The 15,557-nt window shown below is 64.2% G+C and carries 9 protein-coding genes and 1 pseudogene; 6 read left to right on the top strand and 4 right to left on the bottom strand.

Features of this window, described 5'->3' with window-relative positions; all coding sequences use genetic code 11:
* Positions 1 to 34 precede the first annotated feature (34 nt).
* Positions 35 to 1,996, top strand: coding sequence for an alpha-1,4-glucan--maltose-1-phosphate maltosyltransferase (locus JNK99_RS16535; RefSeq protein WP_366518776.1), 1,962 nt, complete (start codon positions 35 to 37; stop codon positions 1,994 to 1,996).
* 126 nt (positions 1,997 to 2,122) lie between these two features.
* Here the strand turns inward: JNK99_RS16535 and JNK99_RS16530 are convergent, their stop codons facing one another.
* Positions 2,123 to 4,663, bottom strand: a complete 2,541-nt coding sequence (locus JNK99_RS16530; protein ID WP_291855317.1) for a glycogen/starch/alpha-glucan phosphorylase — start codon at positions 4,661 to 4,663, stop codon at positions 2,123 to 2,125.
* Between the two features lie 335 nt (positions 4,664 to 4,998).
* On the opposite strand from JNK99_RS16530, the gene JNK99_RS16525 reads away from it, so the two are divergent.
* From JNK99_RS16525 to JNK99_RS16515, 3 genes are all read left to right on the top strand, one after another.
* Positions 4,999 to 5,871, top strand: coding sequence for a patatin-like phospholipase family protein (locus tag JNK99_RS16525; protein ID WP_291855232.1), 873 nt, complete (start codon positions 4,999 to 5,001; stop codon positions 5,869 to 5,871).
* Positions 5,872 to 5,920: 49 nt separating this feature from the next.
* Complete coding sequence (locus JNK99_RS16520; protein WP_291855229.1) at positions 5,921 to 7,162, top strand: benzoate/H(+) symporter BenE family transporter; 1,242 nt, start codon at positions 5,921 to 5,923, stop codon at positions 7,160 to 7,162.
* 323 nt (positions 7,163 to 7,485) lie between these two features.
* Complete coding sequence (locus JNK99_RS16515; RefSeq protein ID WP_291855226.1) at positions 7,486 to 8,187, top strand: PEP-CTERM sorting domain-containing protein; 702 nt, start codon at positions 7,486 to 7,488, stop codon at positions 8,185 to 8,187.
* On the opposite strand, the gene JNK99_RS16510 is transcribed toward JNK99_RS16515, so the two are convergent.
* Positions 8,184 to 10,112, bottom strand: coding sequence for an ATP-binding cassette domain-containing protein (locus tag JNK99_RS16510; RefSeq protein WP_291855223.1), 1,929 nt, complete (start codon positions 10,110 to 10,112; stop codon positions 8,184 to 8,186). The two genes, JNK99_RS16515 and JNK99_RS16510, sit on opposite strands and share 4 nt — an antisense overlap.
* Positions 10,113 to 10,317: 205 nt before the next feature.
* Here JNK99_RS16510 and JNK99_RS16505 point away from each other — a divergent pair, with 205 nt between their 5' ends.
* A complete protein-coding gene (locus tag JNK99_RS16505; RefSeq protein ID WP_291855220.1) occupies positions 10,318 to 13,098 on the top strand; it encodes an Hsp70 family protein in 2,781 nt (926 codons plus the stop codon).
* Positions 13,099 to 13,251: 153 nt separating this feature from the next.
* A complete protein-coding gene (locus JNK99_RS16500; protein ID WP_291855326.1) occupies positions 13,252 to 13,470 on the top strand; it encodes a hypothetical protein in 219 nt (72 codons plus the stop codon).
* Between the two features lie 47 nt (positions 13,471 to 13,517).
* Here the strand turns inward: JNK99_RS16500 and JNK99_RS16495 are convergent.
* Both JNK99_RS16495 and JNK99_RS16490 read right to left on the bottom strand, forming a co-directional pair.
* Positions 13,518 to 13,637 (bottom strand): annotated as a pseudogene (locus JNK99_RS16495) (IS5/IS1182 family transposase); the annotation flags it as partial.
* 493 nt (positions 13,638 to 14,130) lie between these two features.
* A complete protein-coding gene (locus JNK99_RS16490; RefSeq protein ID WP_291855217.1) occupies positions 14,131 to 15,009 on the bottom strand; it encodes a PEP-CTERM sorting domain-containing protein in 879 nt (292 codons plus the stop codon).
* Positions 15,010 to 15,557 lie beyond the last annotated feature (548 nt).

Genomic DNA, 15,557 nt, shown 5'->3' with positions numbered 1-15,557 from the left:
TCTTCCGGTCGAGCCGGTACAGTTTAGGAGCAGCATGATGGTTCCCAAGAACTACCCCCGCGTGATCATCGAAGCGGTCGAGCCGCAGATAGACGGCGGGCGTTTCCCCATCAAGCGGGTTGTCGGCGAGAAAGTCGCCGTCAGCGCAGATATTTACAAGGAAGGGCATGACAAGCTGGCGGCCGTGCTCAAGGTGCGCCCGGCAGGCGACCCGCAGTGGCAGGAAAGCCCGATGGTGCAGGGTGACAACGACCGCTGGTACGGCGAGTTCTTCGTCAACTCGATCGGGCACTGGGAGTACGCCATCGAAGCCTACGCCGAACGCTACCTGTCATGGGTGGACGAGATCAGCAAGAAGAACGTACCGGGCGCAAACCTCGGCAGTGAGTTGCTCGAAGGTCTGGTGATCCTCAGAAAATCAGCCGTCGCAGCGCAGGGAGAAGACCGCAACCGGATGCTTGGTCTCATCGCCGCGATCGAAAGTGCGATGGCAGCCGGCGAGCAGCAGGGTGCGGTTGATCTCGGGATTGGCACCGTCATGCGCGGTCTGATGGCCAGCTACCCCGATCGCAGCGAAGGCCACCAACTGTCGCCGCCACTGACGATCATGGTCAATCGGCCGGTCACCCGCTTTGCCGCGTGGTACGAATTCTTTCCCCGCTCACAGGGCAGCATGCCCTACCGACATGGCACGCTGCAGGACTCGATCCGCCGTCTGCCGGAGATCAAGGCGATGGGCTTCGACGTCGTCTATCTGCCGCCGGTCCATCCGATCGGTCACAGCTTCCGCAAAGGCAAGAACAACAGCCTGGTAACCGTGCCCGGCGACGTTGGCAGCCCCTGGGCGATCGGCAACGAACACGGCGGCCACATGGCACTCGAACCCCAACTCGGCACTTGGGACGACTGGGACCGATTCGTCGCGACCTGTCGTAAACTCGGGATCGAGATTGCGCTCGACTACGTGATGAACTGCTCACCCGACCACCCCTACGTCGCCGAGCACCCCGACTGGTTCTTCCACCGCCCGGACGGGTCGATCAAGTACGCCGAGAATCCCCCGAAGAAATATCAGGACGTCTATCCGCTCAACTTCGCGACCGACGACCGTGCCGGCTTGTGGCAGGAAATGCTGAAGATCTTCGTGTTCTGGGTGGGCAAGGGCGTTACCACCTTCCGCGTCGACAACCCGCATACCAAGCCGGTGCCCTTCTGGGAATGGGTGATCGGGGAAGTGCACCGGCAACACCCGGAAGTCATCTTTCTCGCCGAGGCCTTCACCAAGCCAAAGATGATGCGCCTTTTGGCAAAGGTTGGCTTCGCCCAGTCCTACACCTATTTCACTTGGCGCAACCACAAGCATGACCTGACGGAATACGTCAGCGAACTGACCTGTGGCGAGATGAAGGAGTACTTCACCGGCAACTTCTTCGCCAACACCCCGGACATCCTGCCACCGATCCTGCAGTTCGGTGGCCGACCGGCCTTCATCATGCGCGCCGTACTGGCGGCCACCCTGTCCAGCGTCTATGGTATCTACAGCGGCTACGAGCTGTGCGAAAACGAGGCGATTCCGGGCAAGGAGGAGTACCTCGACTCGGAGAAATACGAGATCAAGGTTCGCGACTGGAAAGCGCCGGGCAACATCGTCGAGATCATCACGCGAATCAACCGGATCCGCCGCGCCTCCCCCGCCCTGCAGAGCTACAACAATGTCGTCTTCCTCGGGACCGAAAATCCGAACATCCTCGCCTACGCCAAGCTGACCGAGGACAAGTCGGACATCATCGTCTGCGTGGTCAACCTCGACCCCTTCCACAAGCACGGATCGTTACTGCACATCCCGCTCGCCACTTTCGGTATCGACGAGAGTGAACAGTATCAGGCGCACGACCTGCTCTCCGACGAACGTTACCGCTGGAGCGGCCCAACCGCCTACGTCGAGCTGGCTCCCGACACCAAGATGGCGCACATCATCAAGATTCGCCGCTGGTAGCGGCGCCGGCTGCCGGCAGCCATGAAGCTGCCGGCACCAGGCCGGGCTGCATCCGTAACCGACGTGCCGGCCAGAACCCGGCCTGTCCTTACCCTGGTCGCTGTGGAGGAGCGCCCGAACCCGACTTCAGTCGGCTCCCGTCGCGGCACGCTTGAACAGCAGATCGTCACCCGACAGATCGCTCAGTTCGATCCGCACCGGCTTCACCTTCCAGATGTCGTCACAGTACTCGCGGATGGCGCGATCGGAGGAGAAAAAACCGGACCGGGCGACGTTGAGGATCGACATCCGCGACCAGCGTTCAGGGTCGAGATAGGCGGTGGACACCTTTTCCTGGCAATCGACGTAGGACTGGAAATCGGCGAGCAGCATGTAGTCGTCGTGATCGAGCAGATGCTCGACCAGCGGCTTGAAGATCTCGCGGTCGCCACGGGTGAAAAACCCGCTGGCGATCAGGTCGATCACTTCGCGCAGGTGCGGGTTGGCGTCGTAGTAAGCGCGCGGCTGATAGCCCCTGCTCTTGAGTTCCTTGACTTCGGGAACGTCCATCCCGAACAGGAAGAAGTTCTCGTCGCCGACCTGCTCGCGGATCTCGACATTCGCCCCGTCGAGCGTACCGATGGTCAGCGCGCCATTCATCTGGAACTTCATGTTGCCCGTCCCCGACGCCTCCTTGCCGGCCAGCGAGATCTGTTCCGACAGATCGGCACCCGGGAAGATCGCTTGCGCGTTCTTGACATTGTAGTTCGGGTAGAAGACCACCTGCAACTTGCCGCGCATCGCCGGGTCGCGTCCAATCAGATCGGCCACCGCGTTGATCAGACGGATCATCAGCTTGGCCATCATGTAACCGGGTGCTGCCTTGCCACCAAAAATGACCGTGCGCGGCGCCACCTCGAGCGTCGGATCGTCCTTCAGTCGCTTGTACAGGGAAACCACATGCAGCAGGTTGAGATGCTGCCGCTTGTACTCATGGATGCGCTTGACCTGGATGTCGAACATGGTCTGCGGATCGAGGTCCACATGCGCACAGCGCCGGATTTCGTTGACCAGCCTGAGCTTGTTGTCCGCCTTGATGCGCCGCCAGGCAGCGCGGAACGCGGGGTCGTCGGCGTGCGGCTCGAGCTCGCGCAGCCGCTCCATGTCGGTCACCCAGCCGGCACCGATAGTCTCGTCAATCAGGTTCGACATCGCCGGGTTGGAGAGGAGAACGAAACGGCGCGGCGTGACGCCATTGGTCTTGTTGCTGAACTTCTCCGGCCACATCTCGTGAAAGTCCTTGAGCACGTCGGACTTGAGCAGTTCGCTGTGCAGAGCGGCCACCCCATTCACCGCGAAGCTGCCGACCACGGCCAGATGAGCCATACGCACATAGCGCGCACCGTCCTCATCAATCAGGGACATCCTTCTCAGCCGGGCATGATCAAACGGAAAACGAATCCTCACTTCGTCGAGGAAGCGGACGTTGATCTCGCAAATGATCTCGTAGTGGCGCGGCAACACACGGCTGAACAGTTCCAGCCGCCACTTCTCGAGCGCCTCGGGCAACAGGGTGTGATTGGTATAGGCGAAAGTGCGGCGGGTAATCGACCAGGCCTGTTCCCATTCCATCGCGTATTCGTCCACCAGCAGGCGCATCAACTCGGCGACGGCGATCGACGGATGGGTATCGTTGAGCTGCACGACGAACTTCTCGTCGAAATGATCGAGATTGTTCTCGCGCTGCAATTGCAGACGGATCATGTCCTGCAGCGAGCAGGAAACGAAGAAATATTGCTGCTCGAGCCGCAGTTCCTGGCCGGCTTCGGTTTCGTCGTTGGGATACAGCACCTTGGTGATGGTTTCCGAGCAGATCTGCGCATCGACCGCCTGGAAGTAGTTGCCGGCGTTGAAGGCGGCGAAATCAAACGATTCGGGAGCTTCGGCGCTCCACAGCCGCAGACGGTTCGGCGTGTTAACACCATAACCGAGGACCGGCATGTCCCAGGCGGTGCCCCGCACCACCTTCGCGGGCACCCACTGGACGCGCAGGCGGCGATTGCCGACGGCTTCGTACTGATGTTCGGTATGGCCACCGAGCTTGATGTCGAATGCAATGCTCGGCCGGTGGATGAGCCACGGGCTACCCGAGCGCAGCCACTTGTCGGTCAGTTCGACCTGCCAGCCATCGCGAATGGCCTGCGTGAAAATTCCGAACTCGTAGCGGATGCCGTAGCCGATGGCCGGGATCTCCAGCGTGGCCAGCGAATCGAGGTAACAGGCAGCCAGGCGGCCGAGCCCACCGTTGCCCAGTCCCGGCTCCTCCTCCTGTTCGAGCAGCATGTCGAGGTCGAGCCCGAGTTCCTGCATCGCCTGTCGGGCGTTGCCGAAGATCCCCAGATTGATCAGGTTATTGCCGAGCTGCGGACCGATCAGGAACTCGGCCGACAGGTAGCAGACGGTACGGCTTCCCTGGTCACGATAAGTGCGCGCCGTCTGTACCCAACGCTGCAACAGACGGTCGCGCACGGCTTGCGCTAACGCCACGAAACAGTCATGGCGCGTCGCCACCTGCGGAAAACGCGCCTGTACGTACACCAACTTGTCAAACAGGGCGCGCTTCAGCGCGTCCACACCGAGCCCGGTGCGCCGGTCTTCCCGCCCAACCAGAAGGTCGGGCTCCGGCATTGTCGATGGTCCACTTTCGGCGTTCATTTTGTCGTTCATTACAGCACTCCAGCAATTTTCTTGGTTTAGCCTCGTGTGAGAAAATCGTGAATCTCCCGCCAATGACTCACGCCAGCGGCGAGTCTATAGTATTGTGTAAGGCTGTGCATCTTCGCCCGCTTTTTGGTCGGCGCCGTCGAGTGGCGGCGAACCCCGGCTCTGACGTCGCGCATCGCCGCGCGGACAGAAATCAACTCCCCGACCGCGAGCGAGCTGGAGCCCTGCCCGAAAGCGGCGGGGCTGGCCCGCACACAGGATTTCCCGAATGGTCAACCGTGTCCCGGAAAGGAGGCACAATGCCTTACCCACTGCTTCTCGCTGCCCTCGCCGCCCTTGCCCTGGCTGGCTGCGCGGCCACCTCGCCTCCACCACCGGCAGCGTCCGCCGTCAAACCGGTGAAGCTTGGCCTGGCACTCGGTGGCGGTGCGGCGCGCGGCTTCGCCCACGTCGGGGTGATCAAGGCGCTCGAAAGCCAAGGAATCTTTCCAGACATCATCGTCGGCAGTAGCGCCGGCGCCGTGGTCGGCGCACTCTATGCGGCCGGCCACAATGGTTTCGAGCTGCAGAAGCTGGCGCACCGGCTCGACGAAAGCAGGATCAGCGACTGGTCGCTGCCGGCACGTGGCGTGCTCAAAGGCGAATCCCTGCAGCAGTTCGTCAACGATGCGGTTGGCCAACGTCCACTGGAAAACCTGAGGAAACCGTTCGGGGCAGTAGCCACCGACCTGCACAGCGGGGAGAGCATCGTCTTCCGTACCGGCAACACCGGCATGGCCGTACGCGCATCGGCCACCGTCCCGGGGGTCTTCCAGCCAGTGAAGATCAGCGGCCACGAATATGTGGACGGCGGCCTGTCCAGCCTGATTCCGGTACGTGCGGCACGCCAGATGGGCAGCGACGTGGTCATCGCGGTGGATATCTCGGCTCGTCCGGGCAACCAGCCGGTGCGCAGCACCTTCGACATTCTGATGCAGACCTTCACCATCATGGGCCAGAGCCTGGCCAGGTATGAACTCAAGGAAGCCGAGGTGGTGATCCGGCCCCAGGTCGGCAACGTTGGCTCGACCGACTTCCAGGCGCGCCACGACTCGATCCTCGAAGGGGAAAAGGCGGCACAGGCGGCCCTGCCGCAGATTCGTGAGGCGCTGCGCAAGGCAGGCCGCCCATGACCATCAATACCGCCCCGGCCGGAGGGGGCCGGCATCCTGCGGAGCAGTCATGCGTCTGAGCGAGGACTTCTCCCTTTCCGCCCTGATCGCCGGTTTCGTCGCCGTCCTCGTCGGCTTCACCAGCTCGGCGGTGATCGTCTTTCAGGCGGCACAGACGCTGCAGGCGACGGCTGGCGAAACTGCCTCATGGATGTTCGCCCTCGGCCTTGGCATGGGCCTGACCAGCATCGCTCTCTCTTTCCGCTTCCGGGCGCCGGTGCTCACCGCCTGGTCCACCCCCGGTGCGGCGATGCTGATCACCAGTGCGGCGGGCATTTCGCTGTCCGAGGCGACCGGCGCCTTTCTCGTCTCGGCGGCGCTGATCACCTTATGCGGCTTCACTGGCTGGTTCGAACGGGTGATCGGGCGGATCCCGATCTCGATCGCCTCCGGCATGCTCGCCGGCGTCCTGCTGCGTTTCGGCCTTGACGCTTTCAGCGCCATGCAGAGCCAGTTCGTGCTGGTCTTCCCGATGTTCTGCGCTTATCTTCTGTGCCGCCGGCTGCTTCCACGCTACGCCATCGTCTTCACTCTGCTGCTCGGGACCGGCATTGCCGGCGGGCACGGATCGTTGCGGATCGACGGGCTGCAGCTCGCACTGGCAACGCCAGTCTTCACCGCCCCACAATTCTCCTGGCAGACAGTGATCGGCGTCGCGCTGCCGCTCTTTATCGTCACCATGGCGTCGCAGAATGTCCCCGGCGTCGCTGTCATCCGTGCCTCCGGTTACCAGCTGCCGATCTCGCCGCTGATTGGTTGGACCGGCGCCGCCAATCTGCTCCTCGCCCCCTTCGGCGGCTTCGCCCTAAACCTTGCGGCGATCACGGCGGCCATCTGCATGGGCCGCGAAGCACACGAGAATCCGGAGCGCCGCTATGTGGCGGCGATCGCCGCCGGTGGCTTCTATGTGCTGATCGGACTGTTCGGCGCGACGGTCGGCGCTCTGTTCCTGGCCTTTCCCAAGGAACTCGTCCTGGCCATCGCGGGTTTCGCCCTGCTCGGCACCATCGGCAGCGGGCTGGCCAGTGCACTGCACGATGAGGCCGAACGCGAGCCGGCCCTGCTGACCTTCCTGGTCACCGCCTCCGGCCTGTCGCTGGCCGGCATCGGCTCCGCCTTCTGGGGTCTGCTGGCCGGTCTGGCGGCTCTGCTCGTGTTGCGTGCAGGAACGGCGACCAGCTTCCGGTCGCGCACGCTCACCGGGCCGACGACGGGCATCACCGACCATCCGCCGACCGACCGCCAGCACTAGCGCCCGGCCCGAAACGAATCGATCGCGCAGGGTAAGGCGAAGCTGGCGGTACGACGCCATACGCGCGCGTCACCGGCCAAGGCAGCCGGGTATCGCTGCGCGCCAATCGAGTCAGTGGCAAGCAGGGCTGGCTGGCGTCCTGCCGCTTGGTGGACACATCACATGACCGCGGACATGCCTCCCACCCATTTCATCTGGCCACCGAACGGGTGTCGAAAAAACTTACAACAGACGCTCTTGCAGACCACGCAATGGTGTGTAAATCCCGATAAATCAGCCATGAACATGACTAGCACGCAATTTGCTTTCACCTGGAGCACCAAATGCATCAAATGAACCAGGAAAGGGCAATAGCAATGATCACCAACTTCAAGAAATCAGTCGCCGCCGGCATGTTTGTTCTTGGCTTGATCGCCGCACCGGTCCAGGCCTCGGTAGTGTTGCTGCAGGACGACTTCAATTCGGACAGCAACGCCAGCGTGCTCAACTTCAGCAGCTTCAACAACTGGGCGGTCGACAGCGGTACCGTCGACTACATTCGCCAGGGCGGCTTCGGCATCGGCTGTGCGGGTGGCAACGGCGGCTGTGTCGATCTTGACGGATCAACCGGCAATGGTGGGCGCCTCACCTCCAATGCCAACTTCAATTTCCTCGCCGGCGAGACGTACAGGTTGAGCGCGGACATCTCCGGCAACCAGCGCGGCGGCGCCAACGACACGTTCACGCTGTCCGTTGGCGCGTTTTCGGTGACACTGACACTCCCTCCTTCCGCTCCCTTTGGCGAACATTTCCTGCAATTCATCAGTGGTACAGGTTTCGCCAGCCAAGTCGCCTTTGAAACGAGCAGCAACGACAACGTCGGCGTCATCGTGGACAACGTCCTCCTGCAATGCGTGACCTGCCAGAACGGCGCTTCCCTGCCCGAGCCAGGTGCCCTCGCACTGTTCAGTCTGGGACTCCTGGGCCTCGGCCTCGCGCGCAAACGTGGTCGCCGAGTCTGCGACGAGACGCGCGTAGCTGTTTAGGCTTCCAGCGCCTCCCAGCGTTCGAGCAGGGCCAGGAGTTGCTGGTCGATCTCGTTCAGCCGTACCGTCAGCCGCTGCACTTCCTGCAGCGGCGACTGATAGAGCGCGGGATCGGCCAGTCGCTCGGCGATTGCCCTCTGTTCCGCCTCCAGCTCCGCGATACGCCCGGGCAAGGCGGCCAGTTCCTGCGTCTCTTTCCAGGACAGCTTGCCGGCGGTGGCGGTTTTCGTCGGCGGCGTCGCCTTTCCCGGGCGTGACGCTTCACCCGGGCGCGGCTCCCTGTCGCGCGGCGGACTCGCCACCGGCGTCACTCCCCCGCGTCTGGCGACCTGATAGTCGCACCAGTCCTGATAACCACCGGCGTACTCGCGCCAGATGCCATCCCCTTCCGCGGCGATCGTCTGGGTGACCACGTTGTCCAGGAAAGCGCGGTCGTGGCTGACCAGAAACAGCGTTCCGCTGTAGTCCTGCAGTAATTCCTCGAGCAGTTCGAGCGTCTCGATATCCAGGTCATTGGTCGGCTCGTCAAGCACGAGGACATTGGCCGGGCGAGCGAACAGGCGAGCCAGCAGGAGACGGTTGCGCTCCCCACCAGACAAGGAGCTGACCAGCGAACGCGCCCGCTGCGGCGCAAACAGGAAATCGCCGAGATAGCTGATCACGTGCTTCTTCTGACCACCGATGTCGACATAATCGGAGCCAGGCGAAATGACTTCGATCAGCGTTGCCTGCTCGTCGAGCTGGCTGCGGAACTGGTCGAAGTAGGCAACCTGCACCTTCGTGCCGAGTTCGACCCTGCCCTGCTCCGGTGCCAACTCGCCGAGAATCAGGCGCAGGAGGGTCGTTTTGCCTGCCCCGTTCGGTCCGATGATGCCGATCTTGTCACCACGCTGGACACGACATGAAAAGTCCCGTACCACGCGCTTCTCGCCAAAGCCCTTATGCACGCCCTCGAGCAGCGCCACCAGCTTGCCGCTGCGATCACCCGCATCGAGTGCCAGCTCGACCTTCCCCTGCCGGTCACGGCGTGCTGCCCGCTCACGTCGCAGCCGCTCCAGGCGCAGCACGCGTCCTTCGTTGCGCGTCCGCCTTGCCTTGATCCCCTGCCTGATCCACACCTCCTCCTGCGCCAGGAACTTGTCGAAGCGGGCATTGGCCAGCGCCTCGTCGTGCAGCATCGCCTCCTTGCGCGCCTGATACGCGCTGAAGCTGCCGGGGCAGGAAAGCAAGCTGCCGCGATCGAGTTCGACGATGCGCGTCGCCACCCGTTCGAGAAAACGTCGGTCGTGCGTGATGAAGACCAGCGTCACCCCCGAAGAAACAAGCATTTCCTCGAGCCATTCGATCGCCGCGACGTCGAGATGATTGGTCGGCTCGTCGAGCAGCAGCAGATCGGGTGAGATGGCAAGCGCCTGAGCCAGCGCCAGACGCTTCTTCTGTCCTCCGGAAAGCGTGCCCACCAGACGGTCCGCGTCGAGCGAGAAGCGCTGGATGACGCGCTCGGCCTGCGCCTCGAACGACCAGGCCCGCCTCGCCTCGAGTTCACTCTGCAACACATGCATGTGCTCCAACAGAACCGCCTGATCGGCTCCGGCGTCAGCGAGTGCCTGCGCGACGGCGTGGTATTCGGCCAGCAGTTCCGAAACCTCGCCCATGCCGGCCACCACGGCCTGGAAAACGGTCAGTTCGGGATCAAGGGGCGGCTCCTGCGGGACGTAACCGATGCGCAAGCCCGGCTGCCACCAGACCTTGCCGTCGTCCAGCCCGCCATAACCGGCGAGCGCACTCAACAGCGAAGACTTGCCGGTCCCGTTGCGACCGATCAGCGCCACCCTTTCGCCGACATCGAGCTGAAAATCGGCGTGATCGAGCAGCGGCACGTGGCCGAAAGCGAGCGAAGCATCGGAGAGAATGAGATACGGCATCTGGGTAACCGGGTTTCTTCAGGAATGGATGCAACGGGATCCGGCGCGCCGCGCGGCGCACTTGCCGGTTGCCGGGCTTGCCCGGCAATTGCGCGATTCTACCGCGCCGGGAAAGCCTGCAGCGCAGACTGGCAACGGATCGGGGCAGCAAGCCGAGCGACGCTGTGCTATAACGCAGCAATCCTTCTCGAACCTTCGGCAGCAGATGAAGAAACAGTACATCGTCGGCATCGACCTCGGAACCAGCAATACGGTCGTCGCCTACAGTGCGCCCGGCAAACGACAGGTCGAACTCTTCGAAATCGAGCAACTGGTGGCGCCCGGACAGGTTGCCACACGAGCGCTGCTGCCTTCGGTGCGTTACCACCCGGCCAGCGGCGAGCTGGACCCTGGCGAACTCCAGTTGCCGTGGACCGCCGCCGCGGGCAGCCAGCCGGCAATCACCGGCCGCCTGGCACTCGACCTCGGCGCACAGGTTCCCGGGCGACTGGTGGCGAGCGCCAAGAGCTGGCTGTCGCACGCCGCGGTAGACCGCATGGCGGACATCCTGCCCTGGGGTGCCGACGATGAGGTACTCAAGGTCTCGCCGGTCGCCGCCAGCGCCAGTTACCTGTCCCACGTGCGCGCCGCCTGGCAACACCGTTTCCCGCAGGCGCCGCTCGAGCAGCAGCAGGTGATCCTGACCGTTCCCGCTTCGTTCGATGAAGGCGCACGTGCGCTCACCCTGGCTGCGGCGCGTCAGGCCGGACTGCCCAGCCTGCGCCTGCTCGAGGAGCCACAGGCGGCGTTCTACGACTGGCTGTTCCGCCATCAGGAACAGCTCGCCGAGCAGCTCGCCGAAACCCGGCTGCTGCTGGTGTGCGATGTCGGCGGCGGCACCAGCGACCTGACCCTGATCCAGGTGGCAATCGTCGATGGCCAGCCACAACTGACCCGCATCGGCGTCGGTGATCACCTGATGCTCGGTGGCGACAACATGGATCTCGCGCTGGCGCATCTCGTCGAGGCGCGCCTGCCGGCCGGCGAAGGCCGCCTGTCGGCGGCGCGCTTTTCACAACTGACGGCGCGCTGTCGTGCCGCCAAGGAGCAACTGCTGGCCGACGACGCTCCGGAAGCGCTGCTGCTGACGCTGCTCGGCGGTGGCGCGCGCCTGATCGGCGGGGCGCGGACGGTCGAGCTGCGGCGCGACGAGACCCGGCAGGTGCTGGTGGACGGATTCTTCCCGCAGGTGACGGTCGACGAACCCTTGCAGCAGCGACGCGCCGCCATTGTCGAGTTCGGCCTGCCCTACCCGGCTGACCCGGCAATCACCCGGCATGTTGCCGCCTTCCTCAGACGACATGCGCAGGCCGCCCGCCAGGCGCTGTCCGAGCCGGACGAGACGCAGGCGATGCCACTGCCCGACAGTCTGCTGCTGAATGGCGGCGTTTTCCGTGCCGACGCGCTCGCCGAGCGCCTGCAGACCACCCTCGCACAGTGGCGCGGGAAGCCACTGCGCGTTCTGCACAATGACAATCCGGACATCGCCGTAGCCCGCGGGGCGGTCGCCTATGCCCTGGTCCGCCAGGGACACGGGCAACGCATCGGCGGCGGCTCGGCGCGCAGCTATTTCCTGGTGCTTGAAGACCAGGGTCAGCCGCGGCGCGGGATCTGCCTGCTGCCGCGGGGCAGCGAGGAAGGTCACGAAGTCGCCCTGCCGGAACGCAGCTTCAGTTTGCGCCTCGGACAACCGGTGCGCTTTCACCTCGCCTCGTCGGTGGCCGACACTGACTACCAGCCGGGTGAGATCGCGACGCTCGACGAAGACGAATTCGTTCGTTTGCCGCCGATTGCCACCGTTGTCCAGGGACTGACGGGAAGCAGCCAGCGTGAGGTGCGCGTCCAGTTGACGACAGCGATGACCGAAGTCGGCACGCTCGCAATCCACTGCGTGGCGAGCGACGACAGGAGCCGGCGCTGGCTGCTCGAATTCCAGTTGCGTGGCGAAGGTGGCAGCATGGAATCCGCTTCGCCCGAGTTGCCGGCACGCTTTGCCGATGCGGTGCAATGCATCGAGCGCATTTTTGGTGCCAGCGGGCAACCGGCCGACAGCAAGGAGGTGCGACGCCTGCGCGCTCATCTCGAACACCTGCTCGGCAAGCGCGACGACTGGGCAATGCCCTTGCTGCGTGCGCTCTTCGACGCCTTGCTGCAGCGCGCCAGGCGCCGGCGCCGCTCACCGGAGCATGAGCGTCTGTGGCTCAACCTCGCCGGTTTCTGCCTGCGCCCGGGACTTGGCGACTCGCTTGACGAATGGCGGATCGAACAGCTTGGTGAGCTGCTGCCGCAGGGCATCCAGTACGTCAACGAAAGCCAGAACTGGTCGGAATGGTGGACCCTATGGCGACGGGCGGCCGGCGGCCTGCCGGCCTCTGCCCAGGAGCAACTGCTACTCGAGCTGTCCCCCTGGCTGCGCAGCGAGCCTTCGAAAGTGCGCGGGCGCCTGCCGGCGGCGATCGCCGGCAGCCATGACGACATGCTCCGCCTCGTCGCATCGCTCGAAAGGCTGCCGATCGAGCGCAAGGCTGAGATCGGCGACTGGCTGCTCGAACGACTCTGCAAGGCATCCGAAAAGCCCCTCGGCTGGTGGGCACTTGGTCGTCTGGGAGCACGTCAGGCGCTTTACGGCAGTGTCCACCAGGTGGTACCTCCCGAGGTTGCCGGCCGCTGGTTGCAGGCCCTGCTGGCCACCGACTGGAAGAAACTCGAGCCGGCTGCCTTCGCCGCAACGCAGATTGCCCGCCTGACCGGCGACCGTTCGCGCGACCTGACGGACGACTTGCGCCAATCGGTGCTGGCCCGCCTGGCTGCGATCAACGCCAGCGCCACCTGGAGCAATCAGGTGAGAAACGTGGTCGCGCTCGACAAGGCGGACGAACGGCGGGCGTTTGGTGAGTCCCTGCCCGCCGGCCTGCGCCTGATCAGGGAAAACAGCGGCTTGAATTAAAGGAGCTTTGTACCGATAATGCCAGCCGGACAGGGGTCTTCTCGCCCTCGCCACCAGGGCTGGCGGTCCGGAACAGGGCAGGAGCTTTCCGGCTGGCCCGTGTCAACAAGTCGCCGTCCCCACCAGCTTTCGGCGATTTTCGAGGAGGGAGCAATGCGCGCGCAACGAGGAACAGACCGCCGTCAGAACCATTCCGGACCACCACCGGGAATGGCCGAACGCCGCCACGGCGCCGAACGGCGGACGCTGCGCGTGACCCCCGAATCGATTGCCGAAGTCGAGGCGCGTCTCGCCAGGCTCGGACAGACCGGCAAGGGCGGCCCCGATGACGATGGATCGGGCTGGGACAAGCTGATCATTCCCGTCGAGTAGCGACAAAACCGCCAGCGTGCCAGGCAAGCCCGGCGGGCGCACCGCCCTACCCGGACCGATTGCGGCATGCCGAGGTAGGTGAAGGTGTTGAGGATCACCGCTCGGAGGCGGGCTTCGTTCACCTGCCGTTCGAAGGTTCGGGAGTACAGGCCGTCGCCGAGTGGCTTGAACCGGTACCTCATGTTCTCGGAAGGGCTGTGTCGAGGGCAAGCATTGTCGTTCTTCCAGCCGACAAGTCCCCTGGTCTCGATTTGCTGGAGAATGGCGTCGCGCGGGTGGCCGTCGCCCCCACGCGACGTACCATCTCAAAAGGAATGAGCCCCGGATCTTCCCGTTCCGGGAATGATCCGATTTGCTTCGGGTCCGGGTGACAAGGAATCGTCGTTCGAGCGGGCCGCCGGCGTTGTCGAAACCCGCGCGCGACGACTGGATGGCCGCCATCGAGGGACATCGATGGCGTAGATCGACGGCTGCCTCGGCCGAATGAAACGCCGGCTTGCGCACGATCAGGACCCGGATGTGGCGAGATTCACGCCGGGATCGCGGAGGCGCGCGCCTGCTGCCGGTCCTGCCCGACTCGTCTCCGGACGGAACAACCGGTCAGCCGGCGGACGGGACGGCCCGGCGCTGCGGATGGCCGCGCCATCGCGCTGCGCCGGGTCAGCGCGTCATGAGGGCTCGGCGCCGGTGCGAGACGAACAGCCCGGTCAGGCCGGCGCCGAGCAGAATGCTGGTCAGAGGCTCGGGCACCGCCTGCGGCTCGGCGTAGATGAAATCATCCATCACTACCGCATCGTCCAGGCCGACATAGTTGCCATCGATGCCGTGCGAACCCGACACGATGCGCACGCGTGCCACCCGCTCGCCAGCGTCGAACGAGACACCCAGGAAGGAGAACGAGCCCTGGCTGTTGCGCCCGTCCGCCGCCGGGAAGACGCCCGCCACGTCGAACAGCCCGAGCGACCCGCCGCCGGCGTCGAAGAATTCCAGCGAGGCGCTGCCCGTGTAATCGACGTCGGAGAAGACGATGCCCATGCCGCGTACGGTCGCCGCGACGCCCGGGCTTCCCGGCAGGGAGAAGGTGACATCGGTGATGTTGCTGCCCAGGCTGGCGAACATTCTCGCCTGACTGAACGCATCGAACTCGCCCGGGCCGAAGGCCGCTTCGTCGGAAAACTCGCTGGCGCTCACCCGGAAGCCGGTTCCCGGCGTGGTGAAAGTCGCGCCGCGAATCCGGCCGTTCGGCTGCACGCCGGTCGTGCCATTGAAGAAATCCCCCGGAAACGCGTTCGGCGAACTGAAGCCCACCGGCACCGCATCCCAGTTGATCTCCCGCCGGCCCGAGGTGCAGGGCGGCGCGCACGCTCCGGGAGCATTGAGCGCCCCCCCCAGAGTGCTGCGGAACGAGTTGATCACCGCATTGAAGGCGGCGTCTGCCGCACCGCCGGTAGTCACCGCCGAGTGGATGAGCGGCACTGCTTCGGCGAGAGACGCCATGGAAAGTGCCACCCCGGCCAGCAAGATTCTTGTCTTGTTCATGTGCAGCCCTCCGTATGCGCAACCGCGACCGGTTCCCGAACAGCGGGATGGGAACCACGTGACACCCCCAAGTGTCGCCGACCCCCGGGCACCCGTGGCCGGACGGAGAAAAATCAAGCATATAGCGTGCCTGCTCCTTATGGACACATGAAAACAATCGCTTGCCAACCATGCCCCGGTCCTGGCGGGGGCGAGTGTAAAGATTTCCGACAGTTTTACTACACCATGCACGGGCCGCCGGGCATGCCGCCCGACTGCGCCAGCCCCGCAAGCTTGCCGAACCGGACAGCGGCGCCAGCACGGCCTATCGTGGCGCCATGAGTGATGCGACGCGCACCCTGTTCCTGGTCTGCTACGACGTCTGCGATGCGGCCGTCCGCCGGCGGGTCCAGCGCTACCTGACGGGTTTCAACCTATTTTCCTCAGTTGAACCTCCCAGCATTGGTGCAAACTGAGCATTGATGAGGGTTTGGGGCCAAGAGGGAGGGTCACCCGATGGGTGAGATGGAGTTTGAGCGAAAGGCGCTGGTCAGAGCGGTTGATGGCGC

It is taken from the genome of Accumulibacter sp. (genome assembly GCF_016789985.1).
Taxonomy (GTDB): domain Bacteria; phylum Pseudomonadota; class Gammaproteobacteria; order Burkholderiales; family Rhodocyclaceae; genus Accumulibacter.
This window is presented reverse-complemented; position numbering and strand designations above follow the sequence as displayed.

Bases quoted from the DNA above. Each gene is read 5' to 3' on its own strand.
- JNK99_RS16535 (WP_366518776.1), top strand. From the start codon at position 35: ATGATGGTTCCCAAGAACTACCCCCGCGTGATCATCGAAGCGGTCGAG.
- JNK99_RS16530 (WP_291855317.1), bottom strand. From the start codon at position 4,663: ATGCCGGAGCCCGACCTTCTGGTTGGGCGGGAAGACCGGCGCACCGGG.
- JNK99_RS16525 (WP_291855232.1), top strand. From the start codon at position 4,999: ATGCCTTACCCACTGCTTCTCGCTGCCCTCGCCGCCCTTGCCCTGGCT.
- JNK99_RS16520 (WP_291855229.1), top strand. From the start codon at position 5,921: ATGCGTCTGAGCGAGGACTTCTCCCTTTCCGCCCTGATCGCCGGTTTC.
- JNK99_RS16515 (WP_291855226.1), top strand. From the start codon at position 7,486: ATGCATCAAATGAACCAGGAAAGGGCAATAGCAATGATCACCAACTTC.
- JNK99_RS16510 (WP_291855223.1), bottom strand. From the start codon at position 10,112: ATGCCGTATCTCATTCTCTCCGATGCTTCGCTCGCTTTCGGCCACGTG.
- JNK99_RS16505 (WP_291855220.1), top strand. From the start codon at position 10,318: ATGAAGAAACAGTACATCGTCGGCATCGACCTCGGAACCAGCAATACG.
- JNK99_RS16500 (WP_291855326.1), top strand. From the start codon at position 13,252: ATGCGCGCGCAACGAGGAACAGACCGCCGTCAGAACCATTCCGGACCA.
- JNK99_RS16490 (WP_291855217.1), bottom strand. From the start codon at position 15,009: ATGAACAAGACAAGAATCTTGCTGGCCGGGGTGGCACTTTCCATGGCG.